Origin of the sequence: Candidatus Sphingomonas phytovorans, assembly GCA_029202385.1 — a bacterium.
Classification (GTDB): Bacteria; Pseudomonadota; Alphaproteobacteria; order Sphingomonadales; family Sphingomonadaceae; genus Sphingomonas; species Sphingomonas phytovorans.
Genome location: CP119314.1, coordinates 4,192,713 through 4,211,330, shown reverse-complemented (window position 1 = coordinate 4,211,330; position 18,618 = coordinate 4,192,713). Strand labels below are relative to the sequence as shown.

General features: G+C 66.2%; 25 protein-coding genes and 1 tRNA gene. 16 read left to right on the top strand and 10 right to left on the bottom strand.

All coding sequences use genetic code 11. From position 1 onward, the window contains the following. Positions 1 to 124: 124 nt before the first annotated feature. Both P0Y59_19525 and P0Y59_19520 read right to left on the bottom strand, forming a co-directional pair. Positions 125 to 934 (bottom strand): undecaprenyl-diphosphate phosphatase, encoded by an 810-nt coding sequence (locus P0Y59_19525; GenBank protein ID WEJ99111.1) that lies wholly within the window; start codon positions 932 to 934, stop codon positions 125 to 127. Between the two features lie 53 nt (positions 935 to 987). Further along, positions 988 to 1,920: a complex I NDUFA9 subunit family protein gene (locus tag P0Y59_19520; protein WEJ99110.1), complete on the bottom strand. Its 933-nt coding sequence runs from the start codon at positions 1,918 to 1,920 to the stop codon at positions 988 to 990. Between the two features lie 98 nt (positions 1,921 to 2,018). Here P0Y59_19520 and P0Y59_19515 point away from each other — a divergent pair. Further along, positions 2,019 to 2,105, top strand: a tRNA-Leu gene (locus P0Y59_19515). A gap of 521 nt (positions 2,106 to 2,626) precedes the next feature. Here P0Y59_19515 and P0Y59_19510 read toward each other — a convergent pair. From P0Y59_19510 to P0Y59_19500, 3 genes are all read right to left on the bottom strand, one after another. After that, positions 2,627 to 3,094 carry a RidA family protein gene (locus P0Y59_19510; protein WEJ99109.1) on the bottom strand — a complete coding sequence of 156 codons (468 nt, stop codon included), beginning with the start codon at positions 3,092 to 3,094 and terminating at the stop codon, positions 2,627 to 2,629. A gap of 86 nt (positions 3,095 to 3,180) precedes the next feature. Continuing rightward, positions 3,181 to 3,804, bottom strand: a complete 624-nt coding sequence (locus tag P0Y59_19505) for an HAD family hydrolase (GenBank protein WEJ99108.1) — start codon at positions 3,802 to 3,804, stop codon at positions 3,181 to 3,183. Further along, entirely contained in the window at positions 3,801 to 4,073 is a 273-nt protein-coding gene (locus P0Y59_19500; protein ID WEJ99107.1) for a DUF3572 family protein, read from the bottom strand. Before P0Y59_19500 ends, P0Y59_19505 begins: the two co-directional genes overlap by 4 nt. 39 nt (positions 4,074 to 4,112) lie before the next feature. Here P0Y59_19500 and P0Y59_19495 point away from each other — a divergent pair, with 39 nt between their 5' ends. Further along, complete coding sequence (locus P0Y59_19495) at positions 4,113 to 4,475, top strand: response regulator (GenBank protein WEJ99106.1); 363 nt, start codon at positions 4,113 to 4,115, stop codon at positions 4,473 to 4,475. 95 nt (positions 4,476 to 4,570) lie between these two features. Here the strand turns inward: P0Y59_19495 and rpmG are convergent, their stop codons facing one another. Continuing rightward, positions 4,571 to 4,738, bottom strand: coding sequence for a 50S ribosomal protein L33 (gene rpmG / locus P0Y59_19490; GenBank protein WEJ99105.1), 168 nt, complete (start codon positions 4,736 to 4,738; stop codon positions 4,571 to 4,573). Positions 4,739 to 4,903: 165 nt separating this feature from the next. On the opposite strand from rpmG, the gene P0Y59_19485 reads away from it, so the two are divergent. The 4 genes from P0Y59_19485 (at position 4,904) to P0Y59_19470 (ending at position 6,643) form a co-directional block, all read left to right on the top strand. After that, positions 4,904 to 5,227, top strand: a complete 324-nt coding sequence (locus P0Y59_19485) for a hypothetical protein (protein WEJ99104.1) — start codon at positions 4,904 to 4,906, stop codon at positions 5,225 to 5,227. A gap of 21 nt (positions 5,228 to 5,248) precedes the next feature. Further along, entirely contained in the window at positions 5,249 to 5,803 is a 555-nt protein-coding gene (locus P0Y59_19480) for a TMEM165/GDT1 family protein (protein WEJ99103.1), read from the top strand. A 99-nt stretch (positions 5,804 to 5,902) separates the two neighbouring features. Beyond that, entirely contained in the window at positions 5,903 to 6,400 is a 498-nt protein-coding gene (locus P0Y59_19475) for a DNA starvation/stationary phase protection protein (GenBank protein ID WEJ99102.1), read from the top strand. Positions 6,401 to 6,457: 57 nt separating this feature from the next. Next, positions 6,458 to 6,643 (top strand): DUF1328 domain-containing protein, encoded by a 186-nt coding sequence (locus tag P0Y59_19470; protein WEJ99101.1) that lies wholly within the window; start codon positions 6,458 to 6,460, stop codon positions 6,641 to 6,643. Here the strand turns inward: P0Y59_19470 and P0Y59_19465 are convergent. Next, entirely contained in the window at positions 6,624 to 7,472 is an 849-nt protein-coding gene (locus P0Y59_19465; GenBank protein ID WEJ99100.1) for a metallophosphoesterase, read from the bottom strand. The two genes, P0Y59_19470 and P0Y59_19465, sit on opposite strands and share 20 nt — an antisense overlap. A 64-nt stretch (positions 7,473 to 7,536) precedes the next feature. On the opposite strand from P0Y59_19465, the gene P0Y59_19460 reads away from it, so the two are divergent. Continuing rightward, on the top strand, positions 7,537 to 9,132 hold the full coding sequence (locus P0Y59_19460) for a cisplatin damage response ATP-dependent DNA ligase (GenBank protein WEJ99099.1): 1,596 nt from the start codon (positions 7,537 to 7,539) through the stop codon (positions 9,130 to 9,132). A gap of 77 nt (positions 9,133 to 9,209) precedes the next feature. Beyond that, positions 9,210 to 10,043, top strand: a complete 834-nt coding sequence (locus tag P0Y59_19455) for a DMT family transporter (GenBank protein WEJ99098.1) — start codon at positions 9,210 to 9,212, stop codon at positions 10,041 to 10,043. Here the strand turns inward: P0Y59_19455 and P0Y59_19450 are convergent, their stop codons facing one another. Both P0Y59_19450 and P0Y59_19445 read right to left on the bottom strand, forming a co-directional pair. After that, positions 10,044 to 10,550 (bottom strand): thioredoxin family protein, encoded by a 507-nt coding sequence (locus P0Y59_19450; protein WEJ99097.1) that lies wholly within the window; start codon positions 10,548 to 10,550, stop codon positions 10,044 to 10,046. A gap of 141 nt (positions 10,551 to 10,691) precedes the next feature. Continuing rightward, positions 10,692 to 11,507: a cold-shock protein gene (locus tag P0Y59_19445; protein ID WEJ99096.1), complete on the bottom strand. Its 816-nt coding sequence runs from the start codon at positions 11,505 to 11,507 to the stop codon at positions 10,692 to 10,694. A gap of 199 nt (positions 11,508 to 11,706) precedes the next feature. Between P0Y59_19445 and P0Y59_19440 the strand changes: the two genes are divergently transcribed. The 8 genes from P0Y59_19440 (at position 11,707) to P0Y59_19405 (ending at position 17,545) form a co-directional block, all read left to right on the top strand. Then, complete coding sequence (locus P0Y59_19440) at positions 11,707 to 12,501, top strand: TerC family protein (GenBank protein WEJ99095.1); 795 nt, start codon at positions 11,707 to 11,709, stop codon at positions 12,499 to 12,501. A gap of 31 nt (positions 12,502 to 12,532) precedes the next feature. Next, positions 12,533 to 13,153, top strand: coding sequence for a ribonuclease D (locus tag P0Y59_19435; protein ID WEJ99094.1), 621 nt, complete (start codon positions 12,533 to 12,535; stop codon positions 13,151 to 13,153). Further along, positions 13,146 to 13,784, top strand: coding sequence for an LPS export ABC transporter periplasmic protein LptC (gene lptC / locus P0Y59_19430; GenBank protein ID WEJ99093.1), 639 nt, complete (start codon positions 13,146 to 13,148; stop codon positions 13,782 to 13,784). The genes P0Y59_19435 and lptC overlap by 8 nt, the downstream gene beginning before the upstream one ends. A 6-nt stretch (positions 13,785 to 13,790) precedes the next feature. Further along, positions 13,791 to 14,351: an LptA/OstA family protein gene (locus tag P0Y59_19425; protein WEJ99092.1), complete on the top strand. Its 561-nt coding sequence runs from the start codon at positions 13,791 to 13,793 to the stop codon at positions 14,349 to 14,351. A gap of 159 nt (positions 14,352 to 14,510) precedes the next feature. Beyond that, positions 14,511 to 15,287: an LPS export ABC transporter ATP-binding protein gene (lptB, locus tag P0Y59_19420; protein WEJ99091.1), complete on the top strand. Its 777-nt coding sequence runs from the start codon at positions 14,511 to 14,513 to the stop codon at positions 15,285 to 15,287. A gap of 4 nt (positions 15,288 to 15,291) precedes the next feature. Beyond that, on the top strand, positions 15,292 to 16,791 hold the full coding sequence (rpoN, locus tag P0Y59_19415) for an RNA polymerase factor sigma-54 (protein WEJ99090.1): 1,500 nt from the start codon (positions 15,292 to 15,294) through the stop codon (positions 16,789 to 16,791). Further along, positions 16,791 to 17,084, top strand: coding sequence for a putative quinol monooxygenase (locus P0Y59_19410; protein WEJ99089.1), 294 nt, complete (start codon positions 16,791 to 16,793; stop codon positions 17,082 to 17,084). Before rpoN ends, P0Y59_19410 begins: the two co-directional genes overlap by 1 nt. 53 nt (positions 17,085 to 17,137) lie before the next feature. Further along, positions 17,138 to 17,545, top strand: coding sequence for a hypothetical protein (locus tag P0Y59_19405; protein WEJ99088.1), 408 nt, complete (start codon positions 17,138 to 17,140; stop codon positions 17,543 to 17,545). 23 nt (positions 17,546 to 17,568) lie between these two features. Here P0Y59_19405 and P0Y59_19400 read toward each other — a convergent pair whose 3' ends face one another. Then, on the bottom strand, positions 17,569 to 18,567 hold the full coding sequence (locus P0Y59_19400) for a ligase-associated DNA damage response exonuclease (GenBank protein ID WEJ99087.1): 999 nt from the start codon (positions 18,565 to 18,567) through the stop codon (positions 17,569 to 17,571). Positions 18,568 to 18,618 lie beyond the last annotated feature (51 nt).

Sequence of the window (18,618 nt, the reverse complement as noted above, 5' to 3'; positions counted from 1 at the left end):
TTTGCCGAGGGTTGTCACGTCGAATCCGCGATATAGGTAAGCATCACTTACCTATATCGGCGTATTTATGTCTCGAGCTGCCCTTGTTCGCTGCTCATTCTTTCATATTGGTGCCGTATCGGTCCTATATAAGCAGCCACGCCAGCGCCGCAGCGCCAACGATGATTCGGTACCAAGCAAAGGGCGCAAAACCGTGCTTGCCGATAAAGGCGACGAACCAGCGGATCACCAGCATCGCGACGATGAAGGAAATGACGAAGCCGATCGCGATCGCGGTCAGGTGCGCGTCGCCCAGTTCGTGCCGCCCCTTGTAGAGCGCCAGCGTGGTTGCGCCGAGCATGGTCGGCACGGCGAGGAAGAAGCTGTATTCAGCCGCCGTCTCCCGATCGACGCCGAGCATCAGCGCGCCCATGATCGTCGCGCCGGAACGACTGACCCCGGGGATCATCGCAAGGCACTGGAGTACGCCGATGCCAAGCGCGGTGCGCCAGCTGATCGCCTCGACCGAGTTGGCGGTGATTCGCTTCGACAGCCGCTCGATGACCAGGATCAGCACCCCGCCGACGATCAGCGCGATCGACACCACGATCGGCGCGATCACCGGTGCCTCGAGCACTGCCTTGATCGCGCCATAGGCCAGCGCGCCCACCACCGCGGACGGCAGGAAACCGAGCAGCACGTTGCGGGTGAAACGGATCGCGCCGGGATCGCGCTTCAGCAGGCCTCGCAGCACGCCCATGAAGCGCCCCCAGAACAGCACCACGACCGCCAGGATCGCGCCGAGCTGGATCACGATGTCGAAGGTCGCGTCCGCCTGGGGCAGGCCGAACAGCCGGCCGGCGAGGATGAGGTGCCCGGTCGAGGAGACGGGCAGGAATTCGGTCACCCCCTCGACGATGCCGAGCAGGATGATGATGATCAGGTCCACGCGCATTCCCCTTTTGCGGCGGAGTGCCGCGACTGATTATCCGGCGATACCGGACGAGATCACGCGGCGGCGCGCGTCCCGAAACGTCCATGGCTGCGATACTGGACCAGCCAGCCCGGCGCGACCGCATCGAGCGGCGTCGGCGACATGCCGAACGCCGCCAGCCCGTCTGCGCCGGCAGCGACGATATTGTCCGTCTGCAGCATACGCCACTGATCGAGCGTGATCGGCGCGCCAGACAGGAAACCGCCCATCGCGATCAGTCCACCGATCGCGTCGGGAATCTCCACGATCGACGGCTCCCGCCCGATCGCGCCCGCGATCCAGCGGATCAGCGCGCCCATCGACAAAATATCCGGGCCACCCAGTTCGAACGCCTTGCCCTGCGCGGTATCGTCGCCGAGTGCCTTGACCACCGCCTGAGCGACATCCGCGACATAGACTGGCTGGAATTTCGCGTTCGCGCGCAGCACCGGCACCAGAGGCGCCGACGCGATCATGCCGGCAAATCGGTTCACGAACCGATCCTCGCGCCCGAAGATGATCGACGGCCGCAGGATCGTCGCGGCGGGGAACGCCGCACGCACCGCCGCTTCGCCTTCACCCTTGGAGCGCCCATAGGCCGACGGACTGCCGCGATCCGCCCCGATCGCAGAGATATGCACCAGGGCCGGAACTCCGGCAGCCGCAGCGGCCTGGGCGACCGCGCCGGCACCATCGACATGGACCGCCTGGAAATTGCCCTTGAGCACGCCGGCAAGGTTGACGACAGCGTCCGCACCCTGGACCGCCCGCGCGATGCTGTCGGGCTTGCGCACATCGACCGCGACGAACTGAGTCTGGCCGAGACCGCCAAGCGGCTTCAGGAACAAAGCCTCGCGCGGATCGCGCTGGGCGATTCGCATGCGCGCGCCGGCCGCGAGCAATTCCTGCGCGACATATCGGCCGAGAAAACCCCCGCCGCCGATCAGCGTAACCAGCCTGTTCTTCATGCCTGCGTGCCTTGCCCAACGTGAGCCGCCCCCTTGCCGCGCGACGCCCGTGTTGACAAGCCGCACAAGCGTCCCCTAAGGGCCGCCCCCTACCCCGTGCCCAGATGGCGGAATTGGTAGACGCACCAGCTTCAGGTGCTGGCGGTCGCAAGGCCGTGGAGGTTCGAGTCCTCTTCTGGGCACCATTTTCTGCCTCTGGATTCGTCCAGAGGTATCCAGCAAGCGTCTGGTTTCAAAGCACAATTTCATCGACCATCGCTGGCAACCGTCCGGGTTGATCCAGCTGTTTCCAGCAAAAGAGTCACAAAAAGAGGCTCATTTTGTGTCTGCTGGGTGGACCCGGGGGAAACCGGGATCACGACGATGCCAATACAACTCCACATCACCTCCGCCAAACCGACGGCCAAGCCGTACAATTTCTCCGACGGACAACGGCACACCGACCGGTGCCGGCACCACGGCGACGATGCTCGATGGCCCTGGGTGGGGGAGGGCGGTACGCTTCATCGCAGGACACGCCGCCAGACGCCGCATGCCGCCGATGCCGGGCCAGTGGATCTCGACCGGTGCCATCGCCGGTGTTCACCGCGTCGCGGCGGGCGACCGGGTTGAGACAATCTTCGGAGGCACCCTTCTCGGATGCACGATCGTCGCCGCGGAGAAATCAGGTCGGTGACGGTGGGCAAGCCGGCCTGACGATATCGCCTCAGGCAGAGGCGATCTGGATGATCGCATCGATCTCCACGGCGGCACCGAGCGGGAGCACGGGCACGCCCACCGCGCTGCGGGCATGACGGCCGGCTTCGCCGAACAGCTCGAACATCAGGTCCGACGCCCCGTTCGCAACCTTCGCCTGATCGGTAAAATCACCGGCGGAACTGACGAACACGCCGAGCTTCAGGATCCGTTCGACCCGGTGCAGACCGCCCAGCGCCGCCTTCACCTGCGCGACGATCATCAGCGCGCAACGCTGCGCCGCCTCCTGTCCGAAGGCCAGGTCGACATCCTCGCCGAGCCGCCCGGTCATCACGCCGCCGTCCCTGAAGGGAAGCTGGCCCGAGACGTAGAGCACGCCGTTCGATTCGACCGCCGGCACATAGGAGGCGATAGGGGTCGCCGGCGCAGGGAGGGTGAGGCCAAGCTGCGCGAGCTTGCGGTCGATTCGGTCGGTCATGGGCAGGGCTTCCATTCGTGCTGGGCTTCGTTTCGCTTCGGATGGCGTAAAGACGCCCCCGCGACAAGCGCGTCCGGACGGGGTTGCTATGCGGCCGGCAGCCCCGCGGCGAATCGCGCCGCGATCCAGGCTTCCGCCTCGCGCCAGTCATCGATTCGCGCATGCGCCGCAGGCGCCCTGGGTACATTGGGCGCCAGCGCCGGTTCCGACACCATGTGCAGCCGATGAACCTGCGGCGCGTGCTTCGCGACCGATTCGTGGTGGACGCCCAGATCATCGACGAAGACCGTGACGGGATCGCCATATTCGGTGACCAGCCGCGCCACCGGGCCGCCCTTGCCGCCCTGATTGCATTCGACGCGGTGCTCGATCCCGAACTTCGCCAGCTGCTCGATCCGCGGCTGCCGACAGGTCTCGCTCAGATTGGTGAGAATCACGATGTCGGCGGTTCCGGCCAGCGCCGCCAGTGCCTCGCGAGCGTGCGGCACCAATGTCTGCCGGTCCATCTCGGCGGGGAAGAACTGATCCAGCATCCCCCACATCTCCTCGCGGCTCGGCGCGGGCGTACCGTCGCGACGCTTCATGCTCGTCGCGAAATCGGCGCCGTTGGGGGTGAAGTCGATATCGTGCGTCTCGCCCAGCCACACGCCGAAATGACGGACCATGTGGAGCAGGACTTCGTCGCAGTCGCAGATCAGCAGGGGCTTCATTCGGACTCCAGGGCATGTCGCGCCGCGACGATCGCTTCGGGTTTCACCTGGAGATCAGCCGCGCAGGCGACAAGGTCGGGCTCATAGGCTTCGAGAAAAATGAGCGCGGCCGCCAGCACGGCCGGATCGGCCGCCCGGGCCCGCAGTTCGGCCGGGTCGAGCCCCGTCGTGTCCAGCAGCCGCTCAGCCCGTGCCGGTTCGCCAAGCGTCCAGACGAGCGCCTGCAGCGCAAGCGCGGCGGCATCGTGATTTGTCTCTGGCGCGCGCATTGCCTATCAGCGATCCGGAACAGTGGGGAATGCGCGGACGTGGCAAAGAAGGTGCTCGTTGTCGAGGACAACGAACTCAACCTGAAGCTTTTCTGCGACCTGCTCCGCGCGCACGAATATGCCGCCGAACCGGTCCGGGACGGGCGCGAGGCGGTGGCGCGCGCCCGGGATTTCATGCCCGACCTGATCGTGATGGATATCCAGCTGCCTCATGTCAGCGGTTTCGAGCTGATCGGCCAGTTGAAGGCCGACCTGGCCTTGCGGGCGATCCCGATCATGGCGGTGACCGCCTATGCCGGGCGCGAGGACGAGGAGCGCATCCGGGCGGCGGGGGCCGACGCCTATGTGTCCAAGCCGATCTCGCTGGTCCGCTTCGTCGATGCCGTGGCGGCGCTTCTGTAAGCCACGCACGGAAAAAGCCGCGAAGGCACCCCTCGCGGCTCAGGATCCCGGCCCATGCCGGGATGACCGTTCGGCGGCTCAAGCCGCCGGCAAGATCACTTGATCTTGGTTTCCTTGAACTCGACATGCTTGCGCACGACGGGATCATACTTCTTGAAGCTGAGCTTCTCGGTCTTCGTGCGCGGGTTCTTCTTCGTGACGTAGAAGAAGCCGGTGTCTGCCGAGCTGAGCAGCTTGATCTTGACGGTGGTCGGCTTTGCCATGACCTGAAATCCTGTATGCTGAAAAAGCAAAAGCGGCGAACAAGCCGCCGCTCTCAAGCGCTGCCCGATGGCGAAGAGTCGCCCTTATGTCAACCCTGAGAGGCCAGTTAACGCGCTGTTTACCGTGGAGGGCGCAGCTTTCTCGCGCAGGCGGGAGATGAGAACATGGCAAAGGCACAGGTCTCGATCGATCGGATACAGTCCGAACTGGCGGCGCGAATCGGCTTGATCGGCGCGCGAGCGGGCGGACAACGCATCGGTGACATCGCCATGGAGATCGATTCGATCCGGCGAATCGCCCATCGCCACGGCCTGTTTCCGGCGGTCGCCGTGACACAGGCACTCGAATCCGCCCTGGCGCGCGGCGAGCGCGGCGCGCTGCTCCAGGGCTGGCTTTCGATCCTCGGCGACGCGGTCGGGTGCGACCGGCACGACCGCGCTGCCTGCGAGACCTTCGCCGCTGCCTGCTCCGTCCGGCTCCAAAGCTAGAATCGGCCGATGGATGCGCTGATGGCCGCCTTCGTCGCGGCGATCCTCGCGCAGGCGAGCGACCGGACCCCCTGGCTGACCGCCATCCTGTCGACGCGATTCGCCCGGCCCGGCGCGGTGATCGCCGGCACCGCCATCGCCCTGGCGATCATCAACGCGATCGGCGCGATCGGCGGCGCGATCATCGGCCCGCGCATGGTGCCCAACGCCCAGACATTGCTGCTGGCGCTCGCGCTGATCCTCGGCGGAGGATCCGCGCTGTTCCCGATCAAGCCGCCCGACCGCCTGTCGGGCTGGCGGATCGGCGCCTTCCTGACCAGCCTGTTCGGCGTCGCGATCCTGGGGTTCGGCGACCGGACCCAGTTCATCACCGCGGCGCTTGCCGCACGCAGCCCGACGCCGGCCCTGGCCGCGGTCGGGGCGACGATCGGGGCGATCGTCGTCAACATAGCCGCGATCCTCATCGGCGAGGAAGCGCGCAGGAAGCTACCTCTGGCGGCGATCCGAATCACGATCGGCATCCTGTTCCTCATCGTCGGCGCGATCCTGGGATTCTCGGCGCTGCGTCTTATCTAGCGGCTCGATTGCGGTGATCGGGACAAATCCCGAAGCGATGACGGAGCCTTTGCGCTATCGAACCGTTCTCGCAACGAAACCAACCCGAGGACTTGCACCATGGCCGATCCCGCCGCACCGCTGAAAACCCCCACCGACATCAAGACCAACGCAGCGAAGACTGTGGCCGAAGCGCTGAACGGCATCCTCGCCGATTCGTTCGCGATCTACTTCAAGACCAAGAATTTCCACTGGCACGTGTCGGGCCCGCATTTCCACGACTATCACCTGATGCTCGACGCGCAGGCAGCGCAGATCTTCGCGACGACCGACGCGATCGCCGAGCGCGTGCGCAAGACCGGCAACACCACCCTGCGCTCCATCGGCGACGTCTCGCGCCATCAGACCATCAAGGACAATGACGCGCCCTTCGTCTCCGCGGCCGACATGCTGGCGGAACTGCGCGACGATAATCTGAAGCTGGTCGAGAGCCTGCGCGAAGCAAAGGACATCGTCGACACCGCCAAGGACAATGCGACCAGCGGCATTCTCGACGAATGGACTGACCAGGCCGAGGAGCGCGCCTGGTTCCTGTTCGAGGCGAGCCGCAAGGGCTGATCCGCGGAACAAGCCGGCCCGGCGCGTCGTTCCACTCCCATATCTCAGGAGAGTGACATGATTCGCTGGGCCATCATCTTCCTCGTCGTCGGACTGGTACTCGCGCTGCTTGGGTTCGGCGGCCTTGGCGGCGCCTTTATCGGCATCGCCAAGCTGCTGTTCTTCATCGCGATCGCCGCCTTTGTCGTGTTGCTGGTGCTCGGCCTGCTCGCGGGCAAGGGCATCAGGAACGCGATCGACTAGACGCCTGCCCCGCCGGGCCAAGCGTGAGAAGCCACAGGTCCGGCGGCGCCCCCAGGCGAAACGACGCCCCGCTGGTGCCGAGCCCACCCGTCACGACCGTCGTCCTGCCACCCTCGCGCACCATGCCGCATCGATAGCGCGGCTGCGCGACCTCGCTCACCGGCCCCAGCAACGGTAGCACGACCTGCCCGCAATGCGTATGGCCGGCCAGCAGCAAGGTGAGATCGGGCGGCAGGCTCGACGCCAGATCGGGCGAATGGGTCACCATCATACGAGCGCCCGGCAGAGCCTCCACCGCGGCCATTGTCGCGCGCAGGTCGGCGTGATGGCTGAACAGATCGCCCACGCCGCCAATCGCCAGCGGCCCGCGCGCCACCGCCTGATTCTCCAGCACGGTGACATGCGCCCGCTCGAGCGCGCGACGGATCAGCGCCGGCTGAGTCCAGTGATCGTGATTGCCGAGCGTCGCGACGACCCCCAGTCGTGCCCGCAGGCCGGACAGGGGCTCGACCAGCATCTCCGCCATTTCCGCCGCCGGGGCCGGATCATGTCCGAAGACGAAATCTCCGGCGAGCACGACAAGGTCGGGAGACAGCGCATTGATCTGGCCGACGATCCGGGCCAGCCGGCCCTGCGTCATCGCGGCGCTGCCGATATGCACGTCGCTGACCAGCACGACCCGCACCGGCGCAGCGCCCGCCGGCCACCCGGGCAGCGCTACATCGGCGCGGCGGACGATCGGGTCGGCACGGGCGCTGAGAAAGGCCAGCAGCAGCACCCCGCCCAACGCGACGATCAGGGCGACGAGAAGAGAGAGAAGGAAGCGCATCGTTTCCGCATAGCCGCGTGATCGCGCTGGCGGAACCCGGGCGGCGGCGCCATGTTCAGTCGTGATGCGTGCCTTTGCCGACCTTCTCGACCGGCTGATCTACACCCGGTCCCGCAACGCGAAGCTGAAGCTGATCGCAGACTATCTGCTTGCCGCGCCCGACCCCGATCGCGGCTGGGCGATGGCCGCGCTGACCGGCGATCTCGATCTACCGGCGGTCAAGCCAGCGATGATCCGGGCGCTGATCGAGGAGCGGGTCGATCCCGTGCTGTCCCGCATGAGCCGCGATTATGTCGGCGACAGCGCGGAAACCGTCGCCCTGCTCTGGCCCGCCCCGGAAACGCCGCCGGCCGATGGCGAACCGCTCACGGTCGCGCAGGTCGTCGAGCGGCTGGGCTCGCTGTCGCGATCCGACGCCCCGGCGGCGCTCGCCGGCATGCTCGACCGGCTCGACGCCGACGAACGCTTCGCCCTGCTCAAGATGGCGACGGGGGCATTGCGCATCGGCGTTTCGGCACGCCTGGCCAAGACGGCGCTTGCCCAGGCATTCGCCCTCGACGTCGAGGCGGTTGAAGAAGTGTGGCACGGCATCGCGCCGCCTTATGCCGCATTGTTCGCCTGGGCCGAGGGGCGCGGCCGGCAGCCGACCGCCGCGGACGTGCCGGTCTTCCGCCCGTTCATGCTCGCCCATCCACTCGCTGATCTGCGCGTCAGTCTCGACGATTATGCGGCCGAGTGGAAATGGGACGGCATCCGGGTGCAGATCGTCCATGTCGGCGGCGAGACCCGACTCTACAGCCGCGCCGGGGACGATATCACCGGCAGCTTTCCCGACGTCGCACGCGATTTCACCGTCCCCGGCGTGCTCGACGGCGAATTGATGGTGAAGGGGACCTTCCAGGGCGGGACGCTGGAGGAAGGCGGGGGCGCCGCGAGCTTCAACGCTCTCCAGCAGCGGCTCGGGCGGAAGACCGTCTCGGCGAAGATGCTGGCCGACTACCCTGCCTTCGTCCGGCTCTACGACATATTGTTCGAGGAGACCGAGGATCTGCGCGAACTCCCCTGGTCGGGTCGGCGCCCTCGGCTTGAAGCCTTTGCACGGCAGCTCGACCCCAACCGCTTCGATGTCAGCGAGGTGATCGACGCAGCCGATTTCACCGAGCTTGAAGGCATCCGCGCCGGCGCGCGCGATGCCTCGATCGAGGGCGTGATGCTCAAGCGTCGCGATTCGCCCTATGTCACCGGCCGGCGGGTTGGCCTCTGGTACAAATGGAAACGCGATCCGCTCACCGCCGATTGCGTGATGATGTACGCCCAGCGCGGCAACGGCCGCCGCTCCTCCTTCTATTCCGACTATACCTTTGGCTGCTGGACCGACGCAGGCGAGTTGCTGCCCGTCGGCAAGGCCTATTCGGGCATCACCGATGAGGAACTGAAGATGCTCGACGGCTTCGTGCGCGGCCACACGCTCAACCGCTTCGGCCCGGTACGCGAGGTCGAGAAGACTCTGGTGCTGGAGATCGCATTCGATTCGATCCACGAATCGAAGCGTCATAAATCGGGCGTCGCGATGCGCTTCCCCCGCATCGCCCGAATCCGAACCGACAAGCCGGCGGCCGAGGCGGACATGCTGGCCGCATTGAGGAAGCTGATCACCTGAGGTCGGCCGGATTGCCGAGGTCCAGTTTCGACAGTCCGGCGCTTGCCCTGGCCGATGGGGCCCTTCATGCCGTTCGCATGCCCGCCTACGCCCTCGCCGCGCTGATGATGATCGCCTCGGGCTCGATCCATGCAGTGGTCAACGCGATCGTGAAAGGCGGCCGCGACAAGGCGGCGGGTCGGGCCGTCACCGACGGCACCAGCGCGCTCATCCTGCTGCCCGCCACCCTGTTCGTGCCGCTGCCGCACGGCGCCTGGTTTTATCTCGCGGCCAGCGCGCTGATCCATGGCCTGTACCTTTATGCGCTGGTCCGTGCCTACAAGGTCGGCGATCTGTCGGCGGTCTATCCCGTCCTGCGCGGCACCGCGCCGCTGGTCACGGCCGGCGTGACCATCGGCCTTCTTGGCGAGCACGCCACGGCCGGCCAGATCGCCGGAATCGCGCTGATCGGAGCGGCGATGTTCATGATGATCGCCGGCCGGCATCTCGGTCGCGCCGCGCTTGGATGGTCGCTGCTCACCGGGCTGTGCATCGCCGGCTATACCGTGGTCGATGCGACCGGCGTGCGCGCGGCGCCGAGTGCCGCCAGCTATATCGCCTGGGTCTTCGTCCAGATGGGCGTGGTGGTGGTCGCGATGTTCGGCCTTCTTTCCCGCGGCGCGATGTTCGCGGCGGCGCGGGCTCAATGGCGTCCGGGCGCAATCGCCGGAATCCTGTCGATCCTGACCTATGGCCTCGCGCTCACCGCCTTCTCGCTCGGCCCGACCGCACCGCTCGCGGCGCTCCGCGAGACGGGCATGGTCACCGCCCTGCTGATCTCGATACTGTTCCTGAAGGAGCGTGCGACCGCCGGACGGATCATCGGCGTATTCGGGATCCTTGGCGGTGCCACCCTTATCCTTGCCGGCTGATCATTTCGTCCAGCCCGCCAGCCAGTCGGCGAGCGCCTGGGGCGTCATGCTGCGCGCATCGGCCAGGGCCGCGGTGCGCCCCTGGTTGATCAGCCGGTCACTGCGCGGATCGACGATCAGCACGCTCGGCACGCCTTCCATGCGGCCCTTGATGCCATACCGTGCCGGGATATCGAGATTCTTGTCGAATCGGCCGACATCGACGATCGCCACCTCATAATGGGCGGCAATGAATTTGCTGAGCTGGGGAAGGTCCATCGTCCCGGCGAGCAGCCTGCAGTCGAGGCACCAATTGCCACCCAGATCGATCAGCAGCAGCTTGTGACGGGCCTTCGCGCGCGCCTTGGCGGCGGCGACTACTGCCTGCCCATTGGCCTGTTCGTCGTAGGGAAGCGGCAGGGGCTTCGCGAGTTGCTCGAAGCTGGAGATCGCCAGGCGCGGCGCGGGGGCGGCCGTGGCGGGGGCTGTCAGCGCGAGTGCCAGCAGGACAACAAACAGACGATGCATGAACCGGCCTCTTCAACGTCCACTACCTAGCGGACGTTGTGCGCCTTCGACTTCGGGCCGGCAGCAAAGAAAAACCCGACATGCCCTAAAGCATGCCGGGTCTTGATCTTCTCGCCTCGGGAACAGGCTTGTGGCCTGGCCTTACGCGATAGAGGTGAGGTTCACCGCCGCATACTTGCCGCGCCGATCGACCTCGAGCTCGAATTCGAGCCGGTCGCCCTCGTTGAGGCTGGTCATGCCGCCGCGTTCGACCGCGGAGATGTGCACGAATGCATCAGGCTGTCCGTCGTCGCGCTGAATGAAGCCGAAGCCCTTCATCGCGTTGAAGAACTTGACGGTGCCCGTCGCCTTCTCACCGGTCAGCTGACGCTGCGGGCCGGCACCGCCGGCACCCGCGCCACCGCGCGGGCCGCCCGGACCAGCCGCGTCACGCTCACGCGGCGGACCGCGATCGGTGACCGGGAGGGGCTCGCCCTCGATCTTGAGGTCGGTTGCCGAGATGCGGCCGCCACGATCGACCAGGGTGAAGCCAAGCGGCTGCCCCTCGGCCAGACCGGTCAGGCCCGCCTGCTCGACCGCTGAGATGTGCACGAACACATCCTCGCCGCCGTCATCACGGACGACGAAGCCGAAGCCCTTTTGACCGTTGAAGAATTTGACCACGCCGGTGCCTTCGCCGACAACCTGGGGAGGCATGCCGCGGCCACCGCCACCGCCGCCACCACCGAAGCCGCCACCGCCGCCGCTGCGGAAACCACCGCCGCCGCCGCCACCGCCGCCAAATCGATCACCGCCACCGCCGAAACGGTCGCCACCGCCACCGAATCGATCACCGCCGCCGCCGAAACGATCGCCACCGCCGAAGCCGCCGCCACCGAAATCATCGCCGCCGAAACCGTCGCGCTTATCGCGGCCACGCCCACCGCGATCCCCGCGGCGTCCTTTATCGAAACTCATGCCCTGTTCGTCTTCCCGGCCTCGCCCAAATCGCCATATCAACACGCCCGCGCTGGACGAAAGCGCGGTTGTTCGGACGCCAAACCTATCGCGCCACCGAGTCGGTGTAGCGTAAATCCGGTCAAGCTGCGAATAAATTCGTCTTAATTGCGGCACAGCTTGCTTGCGTCGGCTCAGGTGAGGCGGCAGAGCCACACATATGTCCATCCTCTCCATCTTCTCCGACCCCGCGACATGGGCTGCGCTGGCCACGCTGATCGTGATGGAGGTGGTGCTCGGGATCGACAATCTGATCTTCATCTCGATCCTGTCGAACAAGCTGCCCGAGGGCCAGCGCATCCAGGTTCGGCGCGTCGGCATCAGCCTGGCCCTGATTCTGCGCCTCGGGCTACTGTCGACCATCGCGTGGATCGCCAGCATGACCGTCCCGGTGTTCGACCTGGGGCTGAGGGGCGGCCTCGATTCGCATGGCGTGCCCAGCTTCGAGACGGCCTTCTCGATTCGCGACCTGATCCTGATCGCGGGCGGCCTCTTCCTGCTGTGGAAGGCGACCAAGGAGATCCATCACAGCATGGACCCCCATGAATCGGGCGAGGCCCTCGACAAGAAGGGCCGCGCGGTGATGGGCTTCTGGGCGGCGATCATCCAGATCCTGCTGCTCGACATGGTCTTTTCGATCGATTCGATCCTGACCGCGATCGGCATGACCGACGATCTGCCGGTGATGATCATCGCGGTGGTCGTCGCGGTCGGCGTGATGATGTTCGCGGCGAACCCGCTCGCCAATTTCATCGAGCGCAACCCGACGGTGGTGATGCTGGCGCTCGGCTTCCTGCTGATGATCGGCGCCGTGCTGATTGCCGACGGCTTCGGCGTGCATGTGCCCAAGGGCTATATCTACAGCGCCATGGCGTTCTCGGCCGGGGTCGAATCCCTCAACATCTGGTCGCGAAAAGCGCGCGAGCGGAAAAAGGCTCCGGACGGCGGGCATTGAGCGCGGGCCAGTTCGCGGCTAGGCGGACCGGATGACCGTTCATCTGCACGAAGAAGACACCCCCGCCGGCCTGTTCGAGGCGGGCGCCGATATTGCCGTCGACACCGAGACGATGGGACTGATCACGCCGCGCGACCGGCTGTGTGTCGTCCAGCTTTCCGATGGCGGCCCGGACGAGCATCTCGTTCGCTTCTCCCCCGGCAGCGACTATGCCGCCCCCAATCTGCGGGCCCTGCTCGCCGACCCGGATCGGGTGAAGCTCTATCATTTCGCGCGCTTCGATCTCGCGGCGATCAAGCATTATCTGCATGTCGACGCCGCCCCGGCCTATTGCACCAAGACCGCGTCGCGGCTGGTGCGCACCTATACCGACCGGCACGGCCTGAAGGAGCTGGTCCGCGAGCTGCTCGGCCAGGATATTTCCAAGGCGCAGCAATCGTCCGACTGGGGCGGTCCGATTCTCTCCGACGCGCAAAAGGACTATGCGGCGTCCGACGTGCGCTATCTCCACAAGCTTCGCGAGGAACTCGACCGTCGCCTGGCCCGCGAAGGCCGGGCCGCGCTCGCCAAGGCCTGTTTCGATTTCCTGCCCTCGCGGGCCGATCTCGATCTGGCCGGCTGGCCGGAGGTCGACATCTTCGCGCATGTCTGACGTCGCGGTCAGCGTCCGCTCGGCGCGGCAGATCTGGGCGGCGCCCGGCAGCAGCCACGACCGCGTCATCGGCGTCCTGCGCATCGTCCTGCCGCTGCTGATCGGCGTCCTCTCCGCATTCCTGGTGATGATGCCGCTCGCCGGCAGCGGCGACGTCAGCTTCCTGCTCGACAAGAACAAGGTCGACGTGGCCAAGGAACGGCTGCGCCTCCAGTCGGCGATCTATCGCGGCGAGGACGGCAAGGGTCAGCCCTTCCAGCTTAATGCCGGCTCGGCGGTGCAGAAGACGTCGGCCGAACCGATCGTGCAGCTCAACCAGCTTTCGGCCGAGATCGGGCTTCGCGACGGACCGGCGCGGCTGGTGGCCGATCGCGGCCGCTATAATATGGACAACCAGCAGGTCATGGTCGACGGCCCGCTTCGCTTCAGCACCACCGACGGCTATCAGCTCGACACGCGCGATGCGACGATCGACCTGAAGACGCGGCAGCTGCAGAGCGGCGGGGCGGCCACCGGCAAGGTGCCCCAGGGCACGTTCAGCGCGGCGCGCCTCAATGCCGACCTCGAAAACCATATCGTCAGGCTCGACGGCAACGCACGCTTGCGGATCACGCCGCGAAGGACGAGATAGGCGGCCATGGCTCACTCGACCCGCCTGTTCGCGCTCGCCGCCTTCTTCCTCGCTTCGGGCGCGGCCGCGCAGAATCGCCACGATTCGGCGGCGCCGATCGATTTCGGCGCCGATCATATCGAACTGCAGGACAAGGCGAATCGCGCGATCCTGACCGGCAACGTCTCGGTCCGTCAGGCGGAGATGACGCTGAACTCGGCGCGGATGACGGTCGCCTATACCGGGCAGGTGGTCGACGGCTCCCCCCAGGTATCGCGGCTCGACGCGGCAGGCAGCGTCGTCGTCACGCGGCCGCAGCAGACCGCGCGCAGCCAGTTCGCCGTCTATGATCTCAACCGTCGGGTCATCACCATGCTGGGTGCCGTGTCGTTGCTGCAGGGCGGCAACACCGTCAACGGCGCGCGCCTGACGATCAACCTCGATACCGGGCGCGCGGTAATCGACGGGTCGGCGGTCAGCGGCGGCGCGAGCGCGCCGGGCGCCACCACCACGACACGCGGTGGCCGCGTCACCGGCACCTTCTCGGTACCGAAACGAACTCAGACGCCTCAGACCCCCACCCCCTGAGCCGACGCCATCGGCCGTCTTTTTCGTCGGGCTCGCCGCGGGGCCCTTTCCTTGCCGACGCGTCTGGTGCAGGGTTTCGCTCGCAGCCATGCACGAAGCCTGCCAAACGCGGTTGGGGCGAGCTCCTCTTAACCATATGATGCGAGCACGGGACGCAGAATGACCGATGTGACCACCCTCGACGACGTCGAACCGATCACCGAAGCGCCGGTGATGAAGGGCCTGTCGGTCGTCTCCATCGCCAAATCCTATGACAAGCGCGTCGTGCTCTCCGATGTCTCCGTCTCGGTCGGACCGGGCGAGGTGATCGGCCTGCTCGGGCCGAACGGCGCGGGCAAGACGACCTGCTTCTATTCGGTGATGGGCCTTGTGAAGCCGGATTCGGGCCGGATCATGCTCGACGGCGACGACATCACCGGCCTGCCCATGTACCGGCGCGCCATCCTTGGCCTCGGCTATCTGCCGCAGGAGACATCGATCTTCCGCGGGCTGACGGTTGAGAAGAACATCCTGACCGTGCTTGAGCTCGCCGAGCCCCATCCCGCCGCGCGGCAGAAGCGGCTAGACACGCTGCTGGACGAATTCGGCCTGACCCGGCTGCGCGACGCGCCGGCAATGGCGCTGTCGGGCGGCGAACGCCGCCGCGCCGAGATTGCACGCGCGCTGGCGGCCGATCCGTCGATCATGCTGCTCGACGAGCCGTTCGCCGGCATCGATCCGCTGTCGATCGCCGATATCCGCGACCTGATCTGCGAGCTGCAGAAGCGCGGCATCGGCGTGCTGATCACCGATCACAATGTGCGCGAGACGCTCGAGATCGTCGACCGCGCGTACATCATCTATGACGGAAGGGTGCTGTTCACCGGCTCGCCCGCTGAACTCGTCGCCGACGCCAATGTCCGCCGGCTGTATCTCGGCGAAGGCTTCTCGCTCTAATCCTATGAGTCTCGCCCCGCGCCTCGATCTGCGCCAGTCGCAATCGCTGGTGATGACGCCGCAGTTGCAGCAGGCGATCCGCCTGCTCGCGCTGTCGAACCTCGAGGTCGAGGGCTTCATCGCCGAGGAGATCGAGAAGAATCCCCTGCTCGAATCGGGAGCCCCCGACGATGACGGTCCGACTCTCGAGCGGGAAGCCCCGCCCGAGCCACGGGACGAGCCGGCGACCGCGGACGAGCTATTGATGGGCGGCGACAGCACGGGCGAAGCATCGCTCGACGTCGATTTCACCGTTGAGAGCTTTCACCATGACAGTGTCGCTGACGGCGGCGGCATGGACGGTTCGCTCGGACTGAACGGCGCCAGCAGTGGCGCGATGGGGGAGGATGGCCCCGATCTCGACGGCTTCGCCGATACCAGCCTGAATCTCGCCGACCATCTGCTGGCGCAGGCCGGCCCCGTGGTCGACGGGCCCGATGCCTTCATCGCCGCGCATCTGATCGACCAGATCGACGAGACGGGATACCTTACCGTGCCGCTGCTCGAAGTCGCCAACCGGCTCGGCGTCGCGCTTGCCCGGGTCGAGCACGTGCTTGGCATCATCCAGACCTTCGATCCGACCGGGGTCGGCGCGCGATCCTTGTCCGAATGCCTCGCGCTCCAGGCGAAGGAGGCCGACCGTTACGATCCGTGCATGGCGCGGCTGATCGACAATCTCGACCTCGTCGCGCGGGGCGACATGGCGCGGCTGAGGCGGATCTGCGATGTCGACGACGAGGATCTGGCGGACATGATCCGCGAGCTGCGCAATTACGATCCCAAGCCCGGCTGTCGTTACGGCGGCGAGGCGATGCAGGCGGTGGTGCCCGACATCTTCGTCGCGCGGCGCAAGACCGGCTGGGCGATCGAGATCAACGCAGCGACCCTGCCGCGCCTGCTGGTCAATCGCGGCTATTATGTCGAGCTGTCCGGCGGGCACCAGGACAAGGCAAGCAAGGCCTGGCTGTCGGAATGCCTCGCCAGCGCCAACTGGCTGGTCAAGGCGCTCGACCAGCGCCAGCGCACCATCGTCAAGGTCGCGACCGAGATCGTGAAGCAGCAGGAAGCCTTCTTCGTCCACGGCGTCTCGCAGCTGAAGCCGATGACGCTGCGGCAGGTGGCCGACGCGATCGAGATGCACGAATCGACCGTCAGTCGCGTGACCAGCAACAAATATCTGAGTTGCGCGCGCGGGCTCTACGAACTGAAATATTTCTTCACCTCGGCGATCCAGTCCTCGGACGGCGGCGACGCGGTGTCGGCCCAGGCGGTGAAGAGCGCGATCCGCGCGCTGATCGCGGCGGAGGAACCCAAGGCGATCCTGAGCGACGACACATTGGTCGAACTGCTCAACGCCAAGGGCTTCGACATCGCCCGACGCACCGTCGCGAAATATCGCGAGGCACTCGGCATCGGCAGCTCGGTGCAGCGGCGACGGCAAAAGGCGCTTGAGGGGGTCAGCTGATGATTATCGTCACGGGAAGCGTGACCGCACGACCCGAAACATTCGAAGCGCTACGCCAGGCGAGCCTCGATCATGTCCATCGCTCGCGTACCGAGCCGGGCTGCATCAGCCATTCGGTGCAGGTCGATTGCGAGAACCCGTTGCGGCTGTTCTTCTTCGAGCGCTGGGAAGACATGGCGGCGCTCAGGACGCATTTCGTCCAGCCGGGATCGACCGCTTTCATCGCGGCGGTCCGCGACCTCGCCGCCGCCAGCGAGAGCATCTCGATGTACGAGGCAAGCCCGACCGGCTGAACGAGCGGCCCCGCGTTCAGCTTTTTTCAAACAAGTCGCGGTAGTTGAGAGGAATGAGCGCGACTTTCCATGTTGAAGCCGACCCGGTCCGCGATCTCGTGCGGATCAAGCTGTCGGGGTTCTTTTCACCGGACGATATCGAGGGATTTCTCGAAGCGCGCCGGGTGGCGCATGCCAGCCTGCGGTGCGGGCCGAACCAGCATCTGACGATCAACGACGTCAGGGAGATGAAGATCCAGTCGCAGGAGATCGTGGCCGCGTTCCGCGATATGCTGTCAGCGCCTGACTATCGGTCGCGCCGGCTGGCGTTCGTGACGGGGCCGACCCTCGCCCGGTCACAGCTCCTGCGGGCGCTGGAGAATCGTGCGGCCCGATGCTTCGACGATCATTTCTCCGCCGAGGCCTGGCTGTTCTCCCCCGATGCCGGGGAAGCATCGTCGGCGGGACGGGCAGCTGCCTGAATACTGCCGCGCAACCGGACGGATCAGTCATCCTCGTCCTCATAGCCGATCAGGGCGAGCGCCCGTGCCTTGATCTGGCGAGTCATGCACCAATGGACCAGGGCCTCCTCCCGGCCATGTGTCACCCACACTTCCTTCGGTGCGATTTCGGTCAGGGTATCGGTCAGCTCGTCCCAATCGGCATGGTCCGACAGGATCAGCGGCAGCTCGACATTGCGCTGCACGGCGCGCTGGCGGACGCGCATCCAGCCCGATGCCATGGCCGTGATAGGATCGGGCAGCCGCCGCGACCAGCGATCGTTGAGCGCACCAGGCGGCGCCAGGACGATCCGGCCCTTCAACTCGGCCTTCGGCACGCCCGTCGCCGGGCGCAGCTCGCCAAGGTCGACCCCATGCTCGACATAGAGATCGCATAGCCGCTGGAGCGCCCCGTGAATGTAAATCGGGTCGTCAAAACCCCGCGCGCGCAACTCCGCGATCACCCGTTGCGCCTTGCCCAGCGCATAGGCGCCGACCAGGACGCAGCGATCCGGATTGGCGTGGAGCGCGGCGGTGAGCTTGTCGATCTCGTCGCCGGTTTCCGGGTGGCGGAACACGGGCAGGCCAAAGGTCGCCTCGGTGACGAAGATATCGCATGGCACCGGCTCGAACGGGGCACAGGTCGGGTCGGGGCGGCGCTTGTAGTCGCCCGAGACGACGATCGTCTCGCCGCGATACTCAAGCACGATCTGCGCCGACCCGAGCACATGACCCGCGGGCACGAAGCGGATGTCGACATCGCCCAGGCGCATCGTGTCGCCATAGCCGACCGGATGGCCGGCCTGGAGCCCGTAGCGTGCCTCCATGATCGCCAGGGTCTCGGCCGTCGCCCAGACCGCGTGGTGCCCGCCCCGCGCATGATCCGCATGGCCGTGCGTGACCAGCGCCCGTGGCGACGGGCGCGACGGGTCGATCCACGCGTCGGCGGGCTTTACATGAATGCCGTGCGGTTGCGGATCGATCCAGTCGCCGAGTTTCGCCATGATGCCTATATGGATGGGATGCCGCCTAGTTCCACTTCTTTACCTGAACCA

What these genes read in the sequence shown, in the direction of transcription:
- P0Y59_19525 (WEJ99111.1), bottom strand. Translation starts at nt 934, where the DNA reads ATGCGCGTGGACCTGATCATCATCATCCTGCTCGGCATCGTCGAGGGG.
- P0Y59_19520 (WEJ99110.1), bottom strand. Translation starts at nt 1,920, where the DNA reads ATGAAGAACAGGCTGGTTACGCTGATCGGCGGCGGGGGTTTTCTCGGC.
- P0Y59_19510 (WEJ99109.1), bottom strand. Translation starts at nt 3,094, where the DNA reads ATGACCGACCGAATCGACCGCAAGCTCGCGCAGCTTGGCCTCACCCTC.
- P0Y59_19505 (WEJ99108.1), bottom strand. Translation starts at nt 3,804, where the DNA reads ATGAAGCCCCTGCTGATCTGCGACTGCGACGAAGTCCTGCTCCACATG.
- P0Y59_19500 (WEJ99107.1), bottom strand. Translation starts at nt 4,073, where the DNA reads ATGCGCGCGCCAGAGACAAATCACGATGCCGCCGCGCTTGCGCTGCAG.
- rpmG (WEJ99105.1), bottom strand. Translation starts at nt 4,738, where the DNA reads ATGGCAAAGCCGACCACCGTCAAGATCAAGCTGCTCAGCTCGGCAGAC.
- P0Y59_19485 (WEJ99104.1), top strand. Translation starts at nt 4,904, where the DNA reads ATGGCAAAGGCACAGGTCTCGATCGATCGGATACAGTCCGAACTGGCG.
- P0Y59_19480 (WEJ99103.1), top strand. Translation starts at nt 5,249, where the DNA reads ATGGCCGCCTTCGTCGCGGCGATCCTCGCGCAGGCGAGCGACCGGACC.
- P0Y59_19475 (WEJ99102.1), top strand. Translation starts at nt 5,903, where the DNA reads ATGGCCGATCCCGCCGCACCGCTGAAAACCCCCACCGACATCAAGACC.
- P0Y59_19470 (WEJ99101.1), top strand. Translation starts at nt 6,458, where the DNA reads ATGATTCGCTGGGCCATCATCTTCCTCGTCGTCGGACTGGTACTCGCG.
- P0Y59_19465 (WEJ99100.1), bottom strand. Translation starts at nt 7,472, where the DNA reads ATGCGCTTCCTTCTCTCTCTTCTCGTCGCCCTGATCGTCGCGTTGGGC.
- P0Y59_19460 (WEJ99099.1), top strand. Translation starts at nt 7,537, where the DNA reads ATGCGTGCCTTTGCCGACCTTCTCGACCGGCTGATCTACACCCGGTCC.
- P0Y59_19455 (WEJ99098.1), top strand. Translation starts at nt 9,210, where the DNA reads ATGCCCGCCTACGCCCTCGCCGCGCTGATGATGATCGCCTCGGGCTCG.
- P0Y59_19450 (WEJ99097.1), bottom strand. Translation starts at nt 10,550, where the DNA reads ATGCATCGTCTGTTTGTTGTCCTGCTGGCACTCGCGCTGACAGCCCCC.
- P0Y59_19445 (WEJ99096.1), bottom strand. Translation starts at nt 11,507, where the DNA reads ATGAGTTTCGATAAAGGACGCCGCGGGGATCGCGGTGGGCGTGGCCGC.
- P0Y59_19440 (WEJ99095.1), top strand. Translation starts at nt 11,707, where the DNA reads ATGTCCATCCTCTCCATCTTCTCCGACCCCGCGACATGGGCTGCGCTG.
- P0Y59_19435 (WEJ99094.1), top strand. Translation starts at nt 12,533, where the DNA reads ATGACCGTTCATCTGCACGAAGAAGACACCCCCGCCGGCCTGTTCGAG.
- lptC (WEJ99093.1), top strand. Translation starts at nt 13,146, where the DNA reads ATGTCTGACGTCGCGGTCAGCGTCCGCTCGGCGCGGCAGATCTGGGCG.
- P0Y59_19425 (WEJ99092.1), top strand. Translation starts at nt 13,791, where the DNA reads ATGGCTCACTCGACCCGCCTGTTCGCGCTCGCCGCCTTCTTCCTCGCT.
- lptB (WEJ99091.1), top strand. Translation starts at nt 14,511, where the DNA reads ATGACCGATGTGACCACCCTCGACGACGTCGAACCGATCACCGAAGCG.
- rpoN (WEJ99090.1), top strand. Translation starts at nt 15,292, where the DNA reads ATGAGTCTCGCCCCGCGCCTCGATCTGCGCCAGTCGCAATCGCTGGTG.
- P0Y59_19410 (WEJ99089.1), top strand. Translation starts at nt 16,791, where the DNA reads ATGATTATCGTCACGGGAAGCGTGACCGCACGACCCGAAACATTCGAA.
- P0Y59_19405 (WEJ99088.1), top strand. Translation starts at nt 17,138, where the DNA reads ATGAGCGCGACTTTCCATGTTGAAGCCGACCCGGTCCGCGATCTCGTG.
- P0Y59_19400 (WEJ99087.1), bottom strand. Translation starts at nt 18,567, where the DNA reads ATGGCGAAACTCGGCGACTGGATCGATCCGCAACCGCACGGCATTCAT.